The 19864-nt window shown below is 36.7% G+C and carries 17 protein-coding genes; 6 read left to right on the forward strand and 11 right to left on the reverse strand.

The window, feature by feature from the left end:
- Nucleotides 1-14: 14 nt before the first annotated feature.
- The 8 genes from B6258_RS08675 to yieE all read right to left on the reverse strand — a co-directional run bounded on the left by B6258_RS08675 (nt 15) and on the right by yieE (nt 11411).
- On the reverse strand, nt 15-1424 hold the full coding sequence (locus tag B6258_RS08675; protein ID WP_338064486.1) for a fimbria/pilus outer membrane usher protein: 1410 nt from the start codon (nt 1422-1424) through the stop codon (nt 15-17).
- Nucleotides 1425-2012: 588 nt separating this feature from the next.
- On the reverse strand, nt 2013-3392 hold the full coding sequence (locus B6258_RS08680) for an APC family permease (protein ID WP_099074927.1): 1380 nt from the start codon (nt 3390-3392) through the stop codon (nt 2013-2015).
- On the reverse strand, nt 3382-3591 hold the full coding sequence (locus tag B6258_RS18365; RefSeq protein ID WP_074454084.1) for a hypothetical protein: 210 nt from the start codon (nt 3589-3591) through the stop codon (nt 3382-3384). Before B6258_RS18365 ends, B6258_RS08680 begins: the two co-directional genes overlap by 11 nt.
- Nucleotides 3592-4357: 766 nt before the next feature.
- The gene (locus tag B6258_RS08690; protein WP_099074928.1) at nt 4358-6376 is read right to left on the reverse strand and encodes a ligand-gated channel protein; all 2019 of its coding nucleotides are present in this window, start codon (nt 6374-6376) and stop codon (nt 4358-4360) included.
- A 177-nt stretch (nt 6377-6553) separates the two neighbouring features.
- Nucleotides 6554-7336, reverse strand: coding sequence for an ABC transporter ATP-binding protein (locus B6258_RS08695; RefSeq protein WP_099074929.1), 783 nt, complete (start codon nt 7334-7336; stop codon nt 6554-6556).
- Entirely contained in the window at nt 7336-8343 is a 1008-nt protein-coding gene (locus B6258_RS08700; RefSeq protein WP_420820586.1) for a FecCD family ABC transporter permease, read from the reverse strand. Before B6258_RS08700 ends, B6258_RS08695 begins: the two co-directional genes overlap by 1 nt.
- 568 nt (nt 8344-8911) lie before the next feature.
- Nucleotides 8912-10399 (reverse strand): amino acid permease, encoded by a 1488-nt coding sequence (locus tag B6258_RS08705; RefSeq protein ID WP_099074930.1) that lies wholly within the window; start codon nt 10397-10399, stop codon nt 8912-8914.
- A gap of 118 nt (nt 10400-10517) precedes the next feature.
- Nucleotides 10518-11411, reverse strand: a complete 894-nt coding sequence (gene yieE / locus B6258_RS08710; protein ID WP_099074931.1) for a DNA-binding transcriptional regulator YeiE — start codon at nt 11409-11411, stop codon at nt 10518-10520.
- A gap of 184 nt (nt 11412-11595) precedes the next feature.
- On the opposite strand from yieE, the gene B6258_RS08715 reads away from it, so the two are divergent.
- Nucleotides 11596-12690 (forward strand): YeiH family protein, encoded by a 1095-nt coding sequence (locus B6258_RS08715; protein ID WP_164996151.1) that lies wholly within the window; start codon nt 11596-11598, stop codon nt 12688-12690.
- A 166-nt stretch (nt 12691-12856) separates the two neighbouring features.
- A complete protein-coding gene (nfo, locus tag B6258_RS08720) occupies nt 12857-13699 on the forward strand; it encodes a deoxyribonuclease IV (RefSeq protein WP_099074933.1) in 843 nt (280 codons plus the stop codon).
- 72 nt (nt 13700-13771) lie between these two features.
- On the opposite strand, the gene fruK is transcribed toward nfo, so the two are convergent.
- Nucleotides 13772-14710: a 1-phosphofructokinase gene (gene fruK / locus B6258_RS08725; RefSeq protein ID WP_099074934.1), complete on the reverse strand. Its 939-nt coding sequence runs from the start codon at nt 14708-14710 to the stop codon at nt 13772-13774.
- 188 nt (nt 14711-14898) lie between these two features.
- Here fruK and B6258_RS08730 point away from each other — a divergent pair, with 188 nt between their 5' ends.
- The 3 genes from B6258_RS08730 to yeiP all read left to right on the forward strand — a co-directional run bounded on the left by B6258_RS08730 (nt 14899) and on the right by yeiP (nt 17581).
- Entirely contained in the window at nt 14899-15315 is a 417-nt protein-coding gene (locus B6258_RS08730) for a nucleotide triphosphate diphosphatase NUDT15 (RefSeq protein ID WP_099074935.1), read from the forward strand.
- Between the two features lie 290 nt (nt 15316-15605).
- On the forward strand, nt 15606-16847 hold the full coding sequence (gene mtr / locus B6258_RS08735; protein ID WP_099074936.1) for a tryptophan permease: 1242 nt from the start codon (nt 15606-15608) through the stop codon (nt 16845-16847).
- Nucleotides 16848-17008: 161 nt separating this feature from the next.
- On the forward strand, nt 17009-17581 hold the full coding sequence (gene yeiP / locus B6258_RS08740; RefSeq protein WP_088493223.1) for an elongation factor P-like protein YeiP: 573 nt from the start codon (nt 17009-17011) through the stop codon (nt 17579-17581).
- A gap of 146 nt (nt 17582-17727) precedes the next feature.
- Here yeiP and B6258_RS08745 read toward each other — a convergent pair whose 3' ends face one another.
- Together B6258_RS08745 and B6258_RS08750 are read right to left on the reverse strand one after the other, a co-directional pair.
- Nucleotides 17728-18057: a hypothetical protein gene (locus tag B6258_RS08745; RefSeq protein WP_099074937.1), complete on the reverse strand. Its 330-nt coding sequence runs from the start codon at nt 18055-18057 to the stop codon at nt 17728-17730.
- Between the two features lie 266 nt (nt 18058-18323).
- Nucleotides 18324-18635 carry a hypothetical protein gene (locus tag B6258_RS08750; RefSeq protein WP_099074938.1) on the reverse strand — a complete coding sequence of 104 codons (312 nt, stop codon included), beginning with the start codon at nt 18633-18635 and terminating at the stop codon, nt 18324-18326.
- Nucleotides 18636-18982: 347 nt separating this feature from the next.
- Here B6258_RS08750 and B6258_RS08755 point away from each other — a divergent pair, with 347 nt between their 5' ends.
- Nucleotides 18983-19708, forward strand: coding sequence for a phosphatase PAP2 family protein (locus tag B6258_RS08755; RefSeq protein ID WP_099074939.1), 726 nt, complete (start codon nt 18983-18985; stop codon nt 19706-19708).
- The last annotated feature ends 156 nt before the right edge of the window (nt 19709-19864 follow it).

Consider the following 19864-nt stretch of genomic DNA (forward strand, 5'->3'; position numbering starts at 1 on the left):
AGGATTGGCATTTCTTATTCACAAGAAAGCGACATTGTTCTTATTGGTTGCTTACTATTCACTTCAATATCACCCAACCCTTGATATGAAATATGGCAACTTTGTTGATTTCTATTACCCCATTTGATCAACAGTTCCCCATCTGAAGGTAATCCACTCATATACAGTTGCCCGTTCTCCCCGACAATTCCCGTATTAATCTCGTTAGGATTTTCTTTATCTATTAATGTGGCAATAGCACCGAATGGCACAATGCCTTGGCTACGATTAATATTGAGAATGGCCTGAAAACCAATTTTAGTTTTAAAGACAACTTTTACTATTGCCCCTTTTGTTGGCACAACATTTTGAGAGGTTGTTTTTAATGTAACGTCATCAGGTAATGTATTTACGTTTAATCCAACAGTATTTTCTCGATATTCAGATAAGTATGGAGATAAAGCATATCCTTGACGATTGATTGCACCATTACCTGAATTTAATTCTGTTCCTTTGGCGCCTTGAGCTTCAATAATCGCCATACTATTTCCCATACTTCTACCTAATAAAACACCACCAGAATGGAGAAGTCGTCCCCCATTCATACTGCCGTTCACACTGTAATAATCACTTGAATAGTTATAATTCAGCGAACTAGTGCCATAATTACCAGAGTAGTTTGCATATAAAGAACCATTATTAGGTTGATTCTGGTTCGCCCAAGATTGTGCAACACCATAAGATAATGCGTTATCAAAAGCGCTTCCTGATAACCCAACTTGCTGGTTTGTACGCCCATGATTATCATGAGTTAACATATAAGTACTGTTAAAATTACTCGCCATCGGATTATTGCTAAAGAGACTAAATGGAATATTAACGTTAAGGTTAATTTGTCTATTTTCCGGCCAGCTATCTTTTGATTTTATACGGTCAATACTATAGTTGATCCCGAAGCTAACGCCTTTTAGATAACCATTATAACCTGTTGTTAACTGAGTGAGTTTTTCATTTTGTTCCCAATAATTATAGTAACTACCTGACAGATAAATACTGCCATAGTTTCCTAATGTTTGAGAAAGTGATGTGGTAAAACGGCTCTTTTCGCGTTCACCTAACCAAGGTGATGTTCCTTCTTTTAACTGATAATCTGCTGTATTAAATTGGTTAAAATCATAATAGTGCTTGGTTGAAAAACGTAACGCAGTTAAGTCAACAGAGGTTCCTGTTGTGGTCATATTTTTTGAATAACGGAATCGATATGATTGCCCATCTTGAGAGCCAATTGAATCAAACTTTGCATGAGCATGTGTAATATCTGTTGACACTGCCCCAAAATCACCGAGAGAACCCCCAACACCAGAAACAATAGAAAAATAATCTTTTGCGCCTAACACACCACCATAAAGAGTAACATCATGAGGAAAACCAAATAGAATAGTTATATATACCTATTCTATAGGTGAATAAAACTAAACTTATAATTTTATCAAACATAATATAAAATAAAGATATAACTTTGTTTTTTTTAATTATACTTATTTAAATTTACACATTAACTTATTATAATTTAGAAAATATTTACGTAACTATCATTACGCAATAATTATTAAGTGATTTTTCTTAGCTATTTTTTATTTATTCTAATAACTATGATAAAGATCAAAATTATTAAACTGACTTTCTATAGTTACACCTTAAAATAATCAATCAAACGATTAAATATAAAGTCATAATAATTAATTTATGTGATTATAGGTATTAAATAACAATTGTAATTAACATTTCATTAATATTTAAAAACAAAAATATAAAAAATATATTTTGATATTTTATTCATAATGACACGATTATTTATTTTTAAACGTAATTCTTATCATCAAAAAAGGTGTAAACCACCCTATTTATCATTTATTGTTCAATATCCTATTTGATACAACTCACTTAATACTGATAATTTAGTATAGGCAAAAAAAATGGCTTCATTACTGAAGCCATTTCTACACTGATTTTTTATGACAATTTTTATCGCATTACTTTTCTGGCATTTGTGGCATTGGTCGACGGAATCGACGCGTGATCCACACCATATAAAGTATACCAATTGCGCCCCAAACAAGGCCTAACTCCATAGAGCCCGGTTCAAGGTTTATCCACAAGACGCCCATTGTCGCAGCACCAATGATAGGTAATATCAGGTAATTAATGTGATCCATTAATCCTTTATTACGACGCTCACGAATATAGAACTGTGAAATTACAGACAGATTCACGAAAGTAAAGGCAACCAATGCACCAAAGTTAATTAATGCCGTTGCAGTCACTAAATCAAAGAACACAGCACCTAAGGCTAAGAAACCGACTAATAGCACATTAAATGCAGGTGTACGCCATTTAGGATGTACGTAACCAAATGTCTTCTCTGGGAATACTCCATCACGCCCCATAACATAAAGTAAACGAGCAACACCTGCGTGAGCCGCCATACCGGATGCTAATACAGTCACACATGAGAACACTAAAATAATCGACTGGAATAAAGCACCAGCAACATATAGCATGATCTCAGGTTGTGATTCCTCTGGATTTTTAAAGCGCGAAATATCAGGGAAATAAAGCTGTAAGAAATAAGAAACAGCAATAAAAATTAATCCACCAATCAACGCTGTTAAGAAAATCGCCTTAGGAATAACTTTACCTGCATTTGGTGTCTCTTCTGATAATGTACTGATACCGTCAAAACCTAAGAATGAGAAACAGAGTATTGTCGCTCCGGTTATCATAGGTATAACTTCAGCATCAACAGACGCAAACGGTCTAAAGGTCCATAACTCCCCTGCACCTTCTCCGTTATAAACACCGTGAATAAGTAATCCAACAAACACAACCATTACTGCAACTTGCACAATAACAATTGCTGTATTTAAGTTAGCAACAACGTTAATACCACGTAGGTTAAAAAACGTCATTAAAGCCACTAAACCAAATACAAAGATCCACGGTTCAACGCCTGGGAATATTGCTTGTAGATAGATTTTCGCCAATAAAATATTGATCATTGGCATAAATAAATAGTCGAGTAAAGATGACCAACCCACCATAAAGCCAACATAAGGACTCATGGATTTTTGAGCATAAGTATATGCAGAGCCTGCAGAAGGAAAACGCTTAACTAATTTCCCATAACTGACCGCTGTAAATAAAATTGCAATCAACGCAATCGCATACGAGGTTGCTACGTGACCATTCGTAATGCCAGAAACGATACCAAATGTATCGAAAATAGTCATAGGCTGTAAAAAAGCAAGCCCCATCATGACTACCTGCATTAGCGTCAAGGTTTTACGTAATTGAACTCGATTGTTAGCACCTGTTTGGTTAGTGCCGATAGAGGAGATGACGTTATCTGACATTAGCGAACCCTCCCATAACTTCGGTTTGAGTATTAGATAAACTCAACCGACAGTTACTGGGAAGACTTCGCATCTGCCTATAAACAGAATAGAATGAAGTTTTTAAGGATGTGTATGTGTTTAGGAGACGCCGTGCTCCGTAGTCATCATTGCCCGCAGTGCCGCTAGGCCCGACTGCGAAAGAGAATAATTGTACCATATTAGCATTCCTCTATCATGACAACCCTTTCTCTAAGGGGCTGGCTGCTAATCAAATTATGTTATCTATTCAGACTCAAATGAATCTGACCTCTTGGTGTAGTAATAAGTAAAAATGCAAAAAAAAACCGATGCACTTTAAACGCATCAGTCATATTTTTAGTGGGCGCATTTTGCACGTCTCAGACTTAAATAGCAATACATTTTCATCAAAAAGCCCCCTTTTTTTACGATCTTTTCAATTCGCAAACTAAGTCAACACATAACGCCACATTTTATTAACAAAAATCGTGCTTTTATCACAACTCTTAAGTTTTAAATATTCTCAAAGCCATTACTACACTGAAAGGAAATAAAATACAACGCATTGATAAATAATGATTAAACTTTAGATTAGAATTAATGTCATTAACAAACCATCAAAATAAAGCATTTGAAATACATTAATAAGATTAATGCTAAGATTTTGTTAACTCATGCTTCTTTTATCCTCCAAAATAGACTTTTAATAAAAAGTGCCTATTTTTTAGCAACCTGTTTTATATAAATAAAAAGTAAGAGAATAAATTAAGAAAAAAATGGCGGATAATAAGTAGAAATCACCATCTAATAGTCAAAATAACACGATGAATAAGATGAATTATTGAGCTAAATATAAACCTCAACATTTAAACTTTCCAGTATTAATTTTGAGCAAATGAAAGAAAATCAGAGATAAAAAAGACTCCACAAGTGGAGTCTTTATGACACAAACTGAGGGTAATAAATTAGAAGTTGTAGTTCAGACCGATATTGTAACGACGACCTTCTAATGTGGTATTAAAATGCTCTTGGTCAATACGACGATCTAACACGTTATAAACACCACCAATCACATTAAGTTGTTTGGTTAAGCTATAGCTGGTCCCAATATCAACAAATGCATAAGAAGGTGTACCATGTGACATCGATGTACGTGATAAGTAATCCGAGGTTTTACCACGGAAATTAATACGCGCCCATGTTTCCATTTCTGGGGTGGTTTCCCAATTTAAGGTTGCATTCGCCATATGACGTGGTTGTTTATTTAATGGCTTACCTTTGAAATCACCACTTTTTTGTTCAGTATCCGTAAAGGTATAGTTAGCCGCTAAATTCCATTCTGGCGATATTGTCCAGTTAAAGGTCGCCTCAATACCACGCATATTAGCTTTATCTACGTTAGTTCTATCACTAACAAAGTCATAAGGCTTCCCATTGTTACCAACACCATCTGCTAATGTACAATCACGTAGATCCGTCATTTTAGAGCCGTCTTTATTGGTACGGCTATCACAACGACGATCTTCCATAATCTTATCTTTAAAGTCGGTATTGAAGAGACCTAAACTTGCCGTCAGGTTGTCACGGTTATCCCAAATAATCGAGATTTCTTCAGTCACTGATTTTTCAGGTTTTAAGCTTGGGTTACCATAAATAACCGCATCATAACTACCACCACCCGTGCCTTGACCCCATGATGCTGTTGCTTGACGTAAATCAGGTGAACGATACCCCGTAGATACCCCACCTTTTAAGGTCCACTCATCAGCAAGATGCCATACGCCATAAACTCGAGGTGTCCAATGCGTACCAAAGTTTTCATCTTTGTCCATACGCAGACCGCCCGTTAAAGCGAAATCGTTGGTCATCGCCCATTCATCTTCGGCAAATAATGCCCAGCTATAACGATCTAATTTATTGCTACCTTTAAGTTTATTTCCTTCATCTTTTAACTCTTCGTAACGATATTGAGCACCGACACTTAAAGTGTGATCGCCGAACATTAAAACAGTCTGATTACGCACGGTGGTGTCGTCATAATCCATTTTACGAGATGGATTACGGCTTTCATCACGCTGAACATAAGTATTCATGGTTCCAAAATCATAAATACCATCATGAGTCAGTGCATAATGAGTCAATTCATAGTCAGTAAAACTACTTTCAGGGGCTTTTCCTCTGCTAGGCAATCCCGATTTAGAATGCCAAACGCGAGAGTCACGATGTTGATTATCTTTTTTAAATTCAAAATCAATCGTATTTTGCTCATCAGGCGTCCAACTTAAAGTACCGCCACCTGTTGCTGTGATCTGGCGGTTATAGCCATTCACGATTTTATCTTCACTACGATGTGAATATTGCCCTTGAATTTTTAATCCCAGCACATTATCAATGAGTGGGCCAGCTGCATAAAAACTACCTTGATTAGTGTTACCTGAGTCTTTACGCTCTGTGATAGTGCTGTCTGCACGTACACTAAAGTTCCACTCTTTTTGCGCTTTACGGGTAATAATATTGATAACCCCACCCATTGCATCTGAACCATATAAAGAAGACATTGGACCACGTACAACTTCAATACGTTCAATAGCAGGTAAAGGCGGTAACCAGCCTTGTTCAATACCAGAGTTATCACTATTAGGACGCGTTTCACGCGATGCAACACGCTTACCATCAACCAAGATCATGGTATATTTTGCATCCATACCACGAATACTGATATCAGAGCTACTACCACCACCTGTCACTAATACACCCGGTACATCTTTTAGTGCATCCGTGACATCACGATAAGATTTAGTTTCTAATTGTTCACGAGTGACAACAGAAACCGATGCAGGTGCGTCTTCAACGGTTTGTTTAAAACCAGAAGCCGTGGTAACAAGTAGTTTTTCTACATTTTCTGCTGTTGCAGTCATAACAAAACTTGATGCAATTGCAGCAACAACGCCAAGCGCAATTTTATTTTTATTTAACACTACCATTCCCGATTCTCCAAGAATATATATTCTTTAAGTTTTATATAGATGGATATATCGACAGTTGCTCAGAAATTAGGGTAATAAATAAATTTAATTACCCTTAGTTATTTTAATATTATTTTTATATCCTTATTTACTGCATTCCTATATTTACTTCTTTTTTCTTTCTCTTTTACTTCTCTATATTTTATCCACTAAACCATCAATAATAATTTGAGGTATTCCTTGTGAACAATATTCCAATCTACCTTGAACACCATAAACATCGGCAAGGCTTTGCGCCGTGATAACCTTATCTGGCGTTCCTTGTGCAATTAACTGTCCTTGTTTCAACATTAATACATGTTCGCCGTGTCGCAAGGCGATATTAATATCGTGGACAACGACGACAGTAATAATATTTCTACGTTGTGTTTCTTTAACGACTAAATCCATTACATGATATTGGTAATTAAGATCCAACGCACTTAATGGCTCATCCAATAATAATAAAGAAGGCTGTCTAATTAATGATTGAGCAAGCCCTACTAATTGTTTTTGACCACCTGATAATTCATCTAAATAACGTAATGCTAAATGCTCAATACCTAATTGTCGTAATAAGTGCATGACCTGAGCTTCGCTATGTTCATTATGTAATCCACCTGAAGCACGCTGCGCCACAATGATGGATTCTAAAACATGTAAATGAACACCTGCAGGTAATGTTTGTGGCAAATAGACTACATTCTGAGCTCGTTGTGCAAAATTCATCGATGCTAAATCGTTGCCATCTAAACTGACAACACCTGATGATTTATTTAATCCCGCCAACGCTCTTAATAATGTTGATTTTCCGCTACCGTTTGGCCCCAATAATACAGTGACTTTTCCTTTTGGTAACGGCTCTACATCCAGTGCCTTAATGATAAGATGTTTAGCATATCCGGCACTAAAATCTTGGATCTTTAATCCTTCCATCATTAGATATTTCCCCTATGACGTAAAATCATGCTGAGGAAAAATGGCACGCCCACCAGCGATGTCACAATACCCACAGGAATAATGACACCCGGTATTAAATTTTTAGAAGCAATAGACGCCAAAGATAAAACTAAAGCACCAATTAATGCGCTTGCTGGCAGATAGAATCGATGATCTTCACCAAACATCATGCGAGCAATATGAGGGGCAACTAAACCAATAAAGGCAATTGGCCCAACAAAAGCAACTGCAAGCGCAGTTAAAATACTGATACGCAGTAATGATCCTAATCTTAAACGCTTTACATCAATACCAAAGCTAATCGCTCTATCTTCACCTAAGCGTAATGCAGTTAATTTCCATGAGCTCATCCATGAAATCACCATAATGACCGCAAAAGCACCCGCCATAACACCGAGTTTTACCCATGTTGCACGAGCTAAACTTCCCATAGTCCAGAAGACCAGACCTTGGAGAGTGTCTTCTGTTGCAATAAATTGCATCATTGAGACTAATGCATTAAAGGTAAATACCATTGCAATACCAAAAAGCACCACTCCAGATGTCGGAACACGCGTCCAACGAGTTATTCCGTCTAATAATAAAGCTGATAATAATGCAAAGAGAAACGCATTCGCCGAAATAAACCATTGGTCAGGAATACCCGGAATACCAATCCCTAAAACAATCGCTAACGCAGCGCCAAATGAAGCTGCATTTGATAAACCGAGTGTGAATGGACTTGCTAACGGGTTATTTAGAATAGTTTGCATTTCTGCACCCGCTAATCCTAGCGACATCCCTACCACAACCGCCATTAAGGCATAAGGTAAGCGGATATCCCATACAATCACTCGCGAACCCGCATCAACAAGTTCAGGTTGAAAAAGGGTTGTTAATAATTTATCAAGTGATAAACCAGAAGGCCCCATGGTGAAATCTAACACCACTGATCCACAAATAATTAAAGCGATAATGCCCAACCATAGCATGCGTTTATTCATCATTTTTCGATAATGAGCTTTCACATTATCTGATGCACTTTTCTCATGCTCTTGTGTAGCGAGTCTCTCCGATATAATGCTCATATCAATTGTTGTACCTAGTTTTTTTTCTACGTTTTTCTGCTCCTGCCAATACATTCACTAAGCAAAAACATACTGTACAACTCATCAACTGTTTCTTATAAACAAAAAGCCAATTATTAATTTGAGACAATTTATTCAACAAAGAAGTGAGTTGCCAAATTATTATACTGTGAAATATATTCGCTGTGTAACTTATTATATGGCGATAAACTGTTGGTTGGCTGTATTGAGCACTAGAAAGGCTAATTATTATCAGACTCATTACATTAAGAATATTATTTACAACCAGTAGTGCCATTATTTTATTTTTCAGCAAATAAATTGTGCGCTAACAATAAAGCAAATAATAACTATTATCAATGCGATCACCAATATAATTAGAGTTTTTGTATCTTTTCTATAACTGACTGGTTAAAAAATAAAAAAAACGCCCGTTTTATAGTGAGCGAGATCACGAAACAGGCGTTTTAATAACTTGATTTATAGGTTATTTTTTATTCGCAATATGTGTTGGAAATTCCATTTCGTTATAACGAATAAAGCGGGTTTTCTTCACAATCTTATAAGTAAACCAAATTAATAAGAATAATGGGATACCAATATAGGTTGCAATTGCACCATACCAATCAATCGTGTCTTCTAAGAAAGCTTGGTAATTTTGACCTAATGTAATAATTAAACACAATATAAAGGCAAAAATAGGACCAATTGGGAAGAAGCCAGAGCGATAAGGTAAGTCATTTAAATCACGGCCTTGTGCTACATAACCTTTACGGAAACGGTAGTGGCTAATTGCAATACCTAACCATGCAATAAAACCGGTCATTCCTGAGGTATTTAATAACCACAAGTAGACAGTTTGGTTTCCGTACATTGAACTTAAGAAGCATAGACCAGCAACAACTGTTGTCGCATAAAGCGCATTGCGTGGCACACCGTTTTTAGACAATTTACCAAAGCATTTTGGTGCTTTGCCTTCCCTTGCTAATGTAAACAGCATACGTGTTGATGCATACATGCCTGAGTTACCAGCAGAAAGTACCGCCGTTAAGATAACCGCATTCATGATGGCAGCCGCAGATAATAATCCCGCATTTTTAAAGACTAGTGTAAATGGACTAACGCTAATATCGCCCACATCATTACGCAGTAAGTTAGGATCAGTGTAAGGGATAATTAAGCTAATAATTAAAATTGCGAAGATATAAAATAATAAGATACGCCAGAACACTTTACGCACAGCTTTTGGAATATTTTTAGCTGGATCTTTAGATTCACCCGCTGCAATACCAATTAATTCTGTGCCTTGGAATGAGAAACCAACAATCATGGCAACACCAATCATGGCGGCAAATCCACCCGCAAAAGGTGCATCACCAATTTCCCAATTATGCCAACCTGCGTTTTCGGCACCTTTCATAATGCCAGTGATCATCGCAATACCCACAATAATAAAGATAATGACTGTGGAAACTTTGATTAATGAGAACCAATATTCTGCCTCACCAAATCCTTTTACAGAGATATAGTTGAGTAAGAAAATAATGCCAAGGAATAGCGCACTCCAGATCCAGCCATCAACATCAGGGAACCAATAGAGCATCACCAATTGTGCAGCAACAAGGTCAACAGCAATGGTAACTGCCCAGTTATACCAATAGTTCCAGCCTAATGCGAAACCAAAGCCTTCTTCAACATACTTAGAGCCGTATGTTGAAAAAGAACCGGAAACAGGCATAAATGCGGCTAATTCTCCAAGACTTGTCATTAGAAAATAAACCATTAATCCAATTAAAGCATAAGAGAGTAAAGCCCCACCCGGCCCTGCTTGAGCAACAGTTGCACCAGATGCGACAAAAAGCCCTGTACCAATTGAACCACCAATAGCGATCATCGCTAAATGTCGCGCTTTTAACTCTCGGCGCAAAGTACGTACTGCGCCCGAACCAGCAGTACTATTTTGTTGTTCTGACATAACATTCCACTTTTATATTCACTTTTCTAACGAGGATTGTAGCAAATCTGTCGTTTGTGAATAGCAAGGATCTAGGATTATAAGATACCTTCATGATCGGGCGTCAATTATTAGCAATTTATGAAAAATTGCCGATTAAGTGTTCAGCATGACAATACGTCAGAAGTTTTTTCAGTGCATCAGAGACATGTTTTTGACGATGATAAACAAGATATAGGGTACGTTGTAAGGCCAGCCCTTCTACTTTTATCTCTTTTAATGAGCCGTTATTAATCTGTTCTTCAATGACTCGGCGAGATAAACAGCTGATCCCCATTTCATACATCACGGCATGTTTTATCGCTTCTGAGTTACCTAATTCCATCTCAATGCGGTAGCCCGGCAAAGAAGCAAATAGAAGATGGTTAAGTACATCTCGAGTTCCCGAACCATTTTCTCGCAAAATCCAAGGAGCCGACTGTAAATCAGTTAAAGTCACTTTTGGTACTTTAGCTAACGGATGATCGGGCGAGCAAAAAATAACCATTTCATCTAAAAGCCATTTCTGGCTAATCAGTTCAGAACTTTGACAAGCGCCTTCAATTAATCCTAAATCAACACGGAATTCGCTCACTAATTTAACGACTTCCTCAGTATTTCCAATACTCATTTCTAGCGGAATATCAGGATAGTTGCGATGAAAATTCCCCAGCATTTGAGGTAAAATATAATTACCAATTGTTGTACTTGCAGCGATGCGTAAAGCACCATTTCCTTCTTGGAATAACTGCTCCACTTCAGTTGCTCGTTCAAGTAAAGATAATGCTCTGGGATAAAGCAATCGCCCATGTTCATTTGTGACAAGCCGTTTTCCCACTCTATCAAAAAGCTGTACGCCGAGTTGGCTTTCGAGATCCGTTAAAGATGCACTGACAGCAGATTGAGATAAAGCAAGCTGTTGTGATGCTTGCGTTGTAGAACCACTCTTGAGAACTTCAGTAAAGACTTCCAGTTGCCGCAACGTAATTCGCATATCCATTCCACCTTTGAGCTGTCATTGTAATAACATACTATCCACAAACCAGTAACATACCAAGTACATTTAAGAAAATACACCTATATTAGTTTTACTGGTTATTATTATAAAAATAATGAGTTTAATAAATAAGATTGCTTGTTATATGCTTATGCAAAATTCATATAAGCAAGGTTTTTCTATGTCAGAGCAAAGTCAACCTATTACATTGGCGAAAAAATGTTTTACTCCAGTCTATCGCTGGCTTCCTGGTTTATTACTAACAGGCGTATTAACTGCGCTTGCTATTTATATTGGTGATATTCCTTGGTTTTCTAGCATGGGTTTAGGCGCATTAACGCTGGCGATCTTATTCGGTATTATTGTAGGTAATACCTTTTATCCTGTTGCAAAGCCTTATAGTGACGAAGGTGTCAAATTCGCTAAACACTATTTATTACGTACAGGTATTATTTTGTATGGGTTTAGACTGACTTTTCAGCAAATTGCTGATGTAGGTGCCACAGGATTAATTATAGATGCCATTATGCTGACATCGACTTTTCTTATTGCTATGTGGATTGGTCGCAAATATTTCGGTTTAGATGAACAAACTGTCATCTTGATTGGTGCAGGTAGCAGTATTTGTGGTGCTGCGGCTGTTATGGCGACAGAGCCGGTTGTTAAAGCACAAGCAAGCCAAGTCGCCGTTGCGGTTTCTACTGTTGTGATCTTTGGGACTATTGGTATCTTTCTTTACCCTTGGTTCTATCACTTAAATGCATTGGCAGGCTGGCTACCATTTACAGAAGAAACCTTTGGTATTTTCTCAGGTTCAACAATTCATGAAGTGGCTCAAGTCGTCGCCGTAGGACATTCAATTAGCCCAGATGCTGAAAATGCGGCGGTTATTAGTAAAATGATCCGCGTAATGATGCTAGCACCATTCTTAATTATTCTTTCAACTTATTTAAGTAAAAAGAAAAGCAAAGCAAACAATGACGCACAAGCTACTGAGAAAAGCCCAATTACTATTCCATGGTTTGCCGTATTCTTTATTTTAATGGCAGGCTTTAACTCTTTGAATTTAATTCCAGCGTCTATTGTTAGTTACATTGTGACTATTGATACTATTTTATTAGCAATGGCAATGGTGGCTTTAGGTTTAACAACGCATATTAGCGCTATCCGACAAGCGGGCGTCAAACCATTATTATTAGCGTTATTCTTATTTTTCTGGTTAACCCTTGGTGGTGCGATAATTAATATTTTTATTCAAACTGTGTTGATGTCTTAATCAGCATTTTGATAAAAATTAGTCCCCCCTAAAATTTCGCCTTGAGAAGTACTTTCCAATTGCGCAACTATTTTTAGTTGCGCTTTTTTGCTTTTATCACCTCAATATGATGTTATACGCTGTATGTTTGTTATCATGGTGTAAAATAAATCTAAGGAGAGAAATAATGAAATTTGTTGGCGCACATGTCAGTGCTGCTGGTGGCGTCGATCAGGCGGTATTACGCGCACATGAAATAAAAGCGACTGCGTTTGCCCTTTTTACTAAGAATCAGCGCCAGTGGAAAGCTGCACCATTGTCCACAGAAGTTATTGATAAATTTAAAAAGAACTGCGAACTTTATAGTTATAGCCCTTCTCAAATTTTACCCCATGACAGTTATCTCATTAATTTAGGTCACCCTGAAGAAGATGCTCTCGAAAAATCGAGAGATGCATTTTTAGATGAAATGCAGCGTTGTGAACAACTGGGTATTGAGTTACTGAATTTCCATCCAGGAAGTCATTTAAATAAGATTGATGTTGATAAGTGTCTACAAAAAATTGCCCAATCAATTAACATCACTTTAGAGAAAACGAAAAATGTCACTGCCGTAATTGAAAATACAGCAGGGCAAGGAACAAATCTAGGTTATCGTTTTGAACATCTAGCCGCCATTATTGATGGCGTAGAAGATAAATCTCGTGTAGGCGTTTGTATTGATACTTGCCACACTTTCGCCGCAGGTTATGACCTAAGAACAATTGAAGATTGCGAAAAAACATTCGCTGAATTTGAAAAGATTGTCGGCTTTCAATACCTAAAAGCGATGCATCTTAATGATGCAAAAAGTGAATTAGCCAGTCGTGTAGATCGTCACCATAGTTTAGGTGAAGGTAATATTGGTAAAGTGCCTTTTAGTTATATTATGCAAGATAAACGTTTTGATGGTATTCCGCTGATATTAGAAACCATTAATCCTGATATTTGGCCTGACGAAATTGCTTGGTTGAAATCACAACAATACTAATAACAGCACTAGCAGTAATGAGATTTGCGGTTTATACAATTTTCGTTTTATAACAATAAACCGCAAATTACTTTATTTAATAGGTGTTAACTCAATCTTAGTCATCATGTCTGCAAGCTGGCTTCTGTCTTTTATTCCGACATCAGGCTGACTGACTGATAACGCAGAAATAGCGGTTGCAAGACGCAATGTGTGTTCACTCGTTTGGCTCATTAATAAGCCATAGACTAATCCAGCAACCATTGAATCGCCTGCACCAACCGTGCTTATCACATCACAATGAGGTGGTTTTGCAAGCCATGCACCAGATGCATTTACCCATAATGCCCCTCGTTCACCCAATGAAATAACGACATGTGCAATGCCTTTATCTCGCAGTTGATGAGCCGCGTTAATAATATCTGCCATTTCAGTTAATGGATGCCCAACCCATGCTTCTAATTCACGATGATTAGGTTTTATCAACCAAGGCGCTGCTTTTAACCCTGCGACTAAAGCATCTCGACTACTGTCAAAAATAATGCATGGGCATAATCTTCTTAACTTAATCATCCATTGGGTAAAGGCTTCAGGATCAACACCATTAGGTAAACTTCCACTGACAACCACCATATCGAAATGACCAAGCCAATTAAGTGAATCTGTTGCAAAACGCTGCCAATCTTGCGGTGATACTGTAAATCCTGAAAAATTAAAGTCGGTGACTTGCCCTTTTCCCTCGGTTAATTTCACATTAATGCGTGTTCGTCCTGACACGAGATAAAAACGGTTAGCCATACCATTTTCACTAAAGAAGTGCTGAAATTCTTCTTGATTTTCACGCCCCATAAACCCGCTAACAGTAATGTCGATACCTAAATCACGTAAGACTTTCGCGACATTATTGCCTTTACCCGCAGGATTAAGTCCAGCAGTTCGGACTAAATTAACTCCCCCTACATCAATAGCTGGACAAGCACCAACAAGATCATAAGCAGGGTTTAAGGTGATCGTAGCGACACGGCGACTCATGCCTTCACTCCCCAATCATTTTTTATTATGAATATTTAGGGTGCTATATATAGCATCAATTAACCTTTTATTCAGTGAAATTGCGCGTGTTCTCCTTGCACTCTATCCATCCTCATTGGAGAATATCGCCGATAAAAAACGACTTATTTTATACATTAACGATATAAAAAAGAAAAAAGGAGTCTCAAATGTCAGTCGTAGTCGGCGTTGGCGTAATTATCACTAATGAAAATGGTGAAGTATTATTAGGAAAACGTTGTGGAAAACATGCCCCTTATTGGTCAATTTTTGGTGGACATGTTGATGAAGGTGAAACTTTTGAGCAATGCGCTATTCGAGAAATAGAAGAAGAAATTGGTATTGCGATCACTGATCCACAAGTGATAGGTATTAGCAATAATCTAGAAACTTACCAATTAGAAGGTAAACACACAGTCTCTATTTGTATGATCGCACAATATCAAGGTGACGAGCCTAAATTGATGGAGCCAGATAAATGTTCTGAACTTCGCTGGTGTTCTCCAGATGATTTACCTGAGCCACACTTTGAAGCCAGTCGTAATTCCATTGCATTATGGAAAAGTAAGCAGTTTTATCAAGGCTAATTAAAAACACCCTATCACTTTCATTATTCTGGATCTTTTTTGTTCAGAATAATGTTCGGATCATCTATTTTTGCGCAAATTTTCACTTATTTATAGCAGTCTTTCTTTATCATTTCTAATAATCCTCACACTAATTTATTGATTTATATAACCCCATTTTCCTACTGTATTATTTTCACTCACTTTTTTCTTTTATAAAGCACAATAACCTCTATTTACACCTTTATAGCAAACGTGTATTCTTTACACCATCAAGCTAGTACATTGAGTCAATTATATAAGGACATCTTATGTCAGAAGTCACATCAATAACAAAGCGCCCATCCATACTTGGTGGTGCAATGATCATTGCTGGCACCGCTGTGGGTGCAGGCATGTTTTCCATTCCTATTGTGACTTCCGGTGTCTGGTTTACCGGTTCTATTTTTCTTCTGATCTACACTTGGTTTTGTTTATTTATGTCTGGGTTAATGATTTTAGAAGTGAACCTTCATTATCCTTTAGGCTCAAGTTTTCATACCATTACCAAAGATTTATTAGGAAAAGGCTGGAGTACTATTAATGGACTATCCATTGCGTTTGTTCTTTATATTTTAACTTACGCTTATATTTCTGCAGGTAGCTCCATTATTGTGCAAAACTTTGCAGAGGTGATCAGCGTTCCTCAAGCGATTGCAGGTTTAGTCTTTGCATTAATTGTGGCTTTCTTTGTTTGGTTATCAACACGCGCAGTGGATAGATTAAGCACCATTTTAATTGGCGGTATGGTAATTGCCTTTGTGTTAGCCATTGGTGGCCTATTTACGGAAGTAAAAATGCCTGTGTTATTTAACACCAATGAAAGCAATGCAAGCTACTTACCTTATGCTTTAGCCGCATTGCCTTATTTGCTAACCTCATTTGGTTATCACGGCAATATTCCAGGCTTAGTGACGTATTATCGTAAAGATGGTAAAGCTGTCATGAAAAGCTTGCTTATTGGTACATTGATTTCACTGGCGATTTATATTTTATGGCAGTTTGTTGTACAAGGTAATATTCCTCGTGAAGGTTTCAAGCAAGTGATTGCTGATGGTGGGAATATTGGTAACTTATTAGCACAGATGCGTTCAACAACCGCCAATGCCTCAGTATCAATGTTATTAGATTTATTCTCTTATATGGCATTAGCAAGTTCATTCTTAGGCGTGTCATTAGGATTATTCGATTATTTAGCCGACTTCTTTAAGTTTTCAAATACAGGAAGTGGTCGATTAAAATCTGCATTAGTAACGTTTATACCTCCAACTATTTTGGCGATTATTTTTCCTGATGGTTTCTTATATGCCATTGGTTTTGCAGGGCTGGCAGCAACCATTTGGGCTGCGATTATTCCAGCATTAATGGCAAAAGCGAGTCGTGAGCGTAATCAAAGTCAAAGCTTTAAAGCGCCTGGTGGTATGTTTATGATTGGCTTCGTCATTTTATTTGGTGTTATCAATGCTAGTGCGCATATTTTAGCAAACTTTAATCTTCTTCCTATCTACCGTTAATTTCTCTGCTTAAAGCGAGTATCTAAAGCCAGTCCATACTTGAGCTGGCTTTATTTTTTCATCAAATCTTATAAAAAAATGTGCGAATAACTTGCCAAGTTTCTGCACTGCGAGTAATTTTGTCGCCATTATCGTCAATGTTATTTAATGGAAGGTTTTATATGGCAAAAGCCAATGAAATTAAACGTGGTATGGCTGTTAGTTATAACAACAAATTATTGTTGGTAAAAGATATCGACATCCAAGCACCAAGTGCTCGTGGTGCAAGTACACTGTACAAAATGCGTTTTACTGATATCCGTACAGGCCAGAAAGTAGAAGAGCGTTTTAAAGGTGATGATATGATTGATACCATCAGCTTAACGCGTCGTGCTGTAAGCTTTTCTTACATTGATGGTGATGAATATATCTTTATGGATAATGAAGATTACACACCGTATACCTTCAAAAAAGATCAAATTGAAGATGAATTGCTGTTTATTCCTGAAGAAGGCTTAGCGGGAATGCAAGTATTAACAATGGATGGTCAAGTTTTAGCATTAGAACTGCCACAAACTGTTGATATGGAAATTGTTGAAACAGTTCCAGGTATTAAAGGCGCTTCAGCAAGTGCTCGTACTAAACCTGCAACATTACCCACAGGGTTAGTTATTCAGGTTCCTGAATACCTTTCTACTGGCGATAAAGTTCGTATTCATATTGCTGAACGTCGCTATATGGGCCGAGCTGACTAATCAACAGTCAAAAACCCTACTCATTAGCTTAACGTATCGCTAATGTTGCTTTAAATAGGTCAGATAATCGTAAGAAACCCAATGTGACAAACGATTATTTGACTTGTTTATCTCTTGTTGCCTACCTCTATCTGCCCACAGACGCCTTAAAAATACTGAACGTCAATAACACCATTCTTTTGGGTATCATCCATCCAACGGATCTCAGCCTTGCCCATATCTTGAGGCAAAATAATCGTTTGTTGGGATTTATCAAAAGACGCAGAAACAATAGATTGAGTAGATGTAAACACTTTGTTGTGTTTGTAACATTGGTATTCAGCTTTATCAAATGTGAAATTCATCTCACATGCAGGATCCACAATCGCACCCCGCAGATAAATCTGCCCTGTTGTTTGCATGGGATCAGATGCCCAAGCTAATGATATCGAACTGGAAACGAGAAGACTGCATACTACGGTCAGATATTTTCTCATAACGACCTCACTTCTTGTTTGCGCTAGCAGGCATGGGGATCACACCTACCCGACATATTTTCATCATAGCAATAAAATATGACATTTATATAGACATAAGAAGAATATTTGATGTCTATCAAATATAAGTGTTCGATGTTTATAAATAAGAAATCAACGTTGATTAAACTTAAGTCAAATATTTTTAACTTCAATAACAGTTCTATAAAAGCATTAAAATTTTATTTAATTAATACAATTACTTTTATTATTAGATCTATGGGAAATTAATTATAAACAATGTTCATTACAGCTAAATTGTCATTAATCCATTTAATATCCATAGAACCTTTGTTGTTAATCAATTTAGTGTTAAAGTGCTTATTCCTTTCTAACTGATATTGAGATTCCTGCATTTCACTACCATTCCAACAACTTGTTTTAAAAGTGTTTTTCTCTGTATCCATTAGACAATTGCCCTCAACAATTGCACCAACAAAAGTGATAGTTCCGGAACCAATGACTTTATTTTCCTTAGCAAAAGTAGATGTACTTAATAATAAAGCTAGGCATGTAGCTGTAATATAAAATTTATTCAAAAACTAATCTCCTATGATTATTGGGTGTATAAATTCCACAAGCCAATATGTTATTAAAGTCCTAACTAATATCGGCTTGTTACTTTATTTATTTAACTTTTATCTTTAATTAAAGAATAGAAAAAAATTATATAATACTCAAATTTCGAGTATCAAGAAAAAATATTCTAAATTTGAGTTAAGTAGGCATGAAAAAATCTAACAGAAATGAAACCAAAGTATAACATTTACATAGCCAGCAAATTGCAAAGATCTATTTTTTTATTTTGGTTATAGTCCTATAATCAAACTTAAACTTATTGTGATCTAGATCACCAAATACACGCAAAATTTGTCATGTTATTACTATGAAACTTTCTAATTTTTACCAAAAAGCATTGGCTATCTTTCTACTTAATCTTGCAGGCCTAATTATTTTTTTCTCTTGGTATCTTCCAGCGCAACATGGATTTTGGCTATCAATTGATACCCATATTTTTTATTTTTTTAATCAGCACATTTTACCCGATACTTTTTTTGCCTCTTTTGTGGCTTATATCAATAATAGAAAGTTTGATTTGGTTATTTTACTGGCGATGGGCGCGCTTTATTACAATACATTCCGTAAAAAAGATTATATGGGCAAACGCCATCTTGTCATTGTGGGATTAGTGATGGTAATAAGTGCTGTGCTCATTAATCAAATTGGACAAAATATTCCAATTGAAAGACCAAGCCCAACACTTCATTTTCAAGATGTGCATAGAGTAGGCATTGTGACAGGGATCCCTACAAAAGATGCCTCCGGTGATAGCTTCCCTGGCGATCATGGTTTAATGCTACTTATTTTCTGTAGCTTTATATTACGTTATCTCTCGTTTCGTTCTTTCTTATGTGCTCTACTTATTACTTTCGTATTTTCATTACCAAGAATTATGGCTGGTGCACACTGGGCATCAGATATATTGGTGGGTTCTATTTCATTAACTTTGATTACAACAAGTTGGTTGTTAATTACACCATTATCTGATGTTATTGTCAGACAATTAGAGAAATATCTTCCTTTTAAAAAATATAAGGGAAAACACATCTAATTTATTAAAAGAGAATAAGTGTAATCTTGCGCTTATTCTTTTGGTCATTTTTTTAACAGTTAAATGATATTATTATGACAAAATGAGATCTATTTTAAGTATTAGCACTTTATTATCTAATGTTTTGTAAATTAAGCCTCTTTTCTCTCGCCATTT

The organism is Proteus alimentorum (genome assembly GCF_002607735.1).
Lineage (GTDB): Bacteria > Pseudomonadota > Gammaproteobacteria > Enterobacterales > Enterobacteriaceae > Proteus > Proteus alimentorum.

What these genes read in the sequence shown, in the direction of transcription:
- B6258_RS08680 (WP_099074927.1), bottom strand. Translation starts at nt 3,392, where the DNA reads ATGTCAGATAACGTCATCTCCTCTATCGGCACTAACCAAACAGGTGCT.
- B6258_RS18365 (WP_074454084.1), bottom strand. Translation starts at nt 3,591, where the DNA reads ATGGTACAATTATTCTCTTTCGCAGTCGGGCCTAGCGGCACTGCGGGC.
- B6258_RS08690 (WP_099074928.1), bottom strand. Translation starts at nt 6,376, where the DNA reads ATGGTAGTGTTAAATAAAAATAAAATTGCGCTTGGCGTTGTTGCTGCA.
- B6258_RS08695 (WP_099074929.1), bottom strand. Translation starts at nt 7,336, where the DNA reads ATGATGGAAGGATTAAAGATCCAAGATTTTAGTGCCGGATATGCTAAA.
- B6258_RS08700 (WP_420820586.1), bottom strand. Translation starts at nt 8,343, where the DNA reads ATGATGAATAAACGCATGCTATGGTTGGGCATTATCGCTTTAATTATT.
- B6258_RS08705 (WP_099074930.1), bottom strand. Translation starts at nt 10,399, where the DNA reads ATGTCAGAACAACAAAATAGTACTGCTGGTTCGGGCGCAGTACGTACT.
- yieE (WP_099074931.1), bottom strand. Translation starts at nt 11,411, where the DNA reads ATGCGAATTACGTTGCGGCAACTGGAAGTCTTTACTGAAGTTCTCAAG.
- B6258_RS08715 (WP_164996151.1), top strand. Translation starts at nt 11,596, where the DNA reads ATGTCAGAGCAAAGTCAACCTATTACATTGGCGAAAAAATGTTTTACT.
- nfo (WP_099074933.1), top strand. Translation starts at nt 12,857, where the DNA reads ATGAAATTTGTTGGCGCACATGTCAGTGCTGCTGGTGGCGTCGATCAG.
- fruK (WP_099074934.1), bottom strand. Translation starts at nt 14,710, where the DNA reads ATGAGTCGCCGTGTCGCTACGATCACCTTAAACCCTGCTTATGATCTT.
- B6258_RS08730 (WP_099074935.1), top strand. Translation starts at nt 14,899, where the DNA reads ATGTCAGTCGTAGTCGGCGTTGGCGTAATTATCACTAATGAAAATGGT.
- mtr (WP_099074936.1), top strand. Translation starts at nt 15,606, where the DNA reads ATGTCAGAAGTCACATCAATAACAAAGCGCCCATCCATACTTGGTGGT.
- yeiP (WP_088493223.1), top strand. Translation starts at nt 17,009, where the DNA reads ATGGCAAAAGCCAATGAAATTAAACGTGGTATGGCTGTTAGTTATAAC.
- B6258_RS08745 (WP_099074937.1), bottom strand. Translation starts at nt 18,057, where the DNA reads ATGAGAAAATATCTGACCGTAGTATGCAGTCTTCTCGTTTCCAGTTCG.
- B6258_RS08755 (WP_099074939.1), top strand. Translation starts at nt 18,983, where the DNA reads ATGAAACTTTCTAATTTTTACCAAAAAGCATTGGCTATCTTTCTACTT.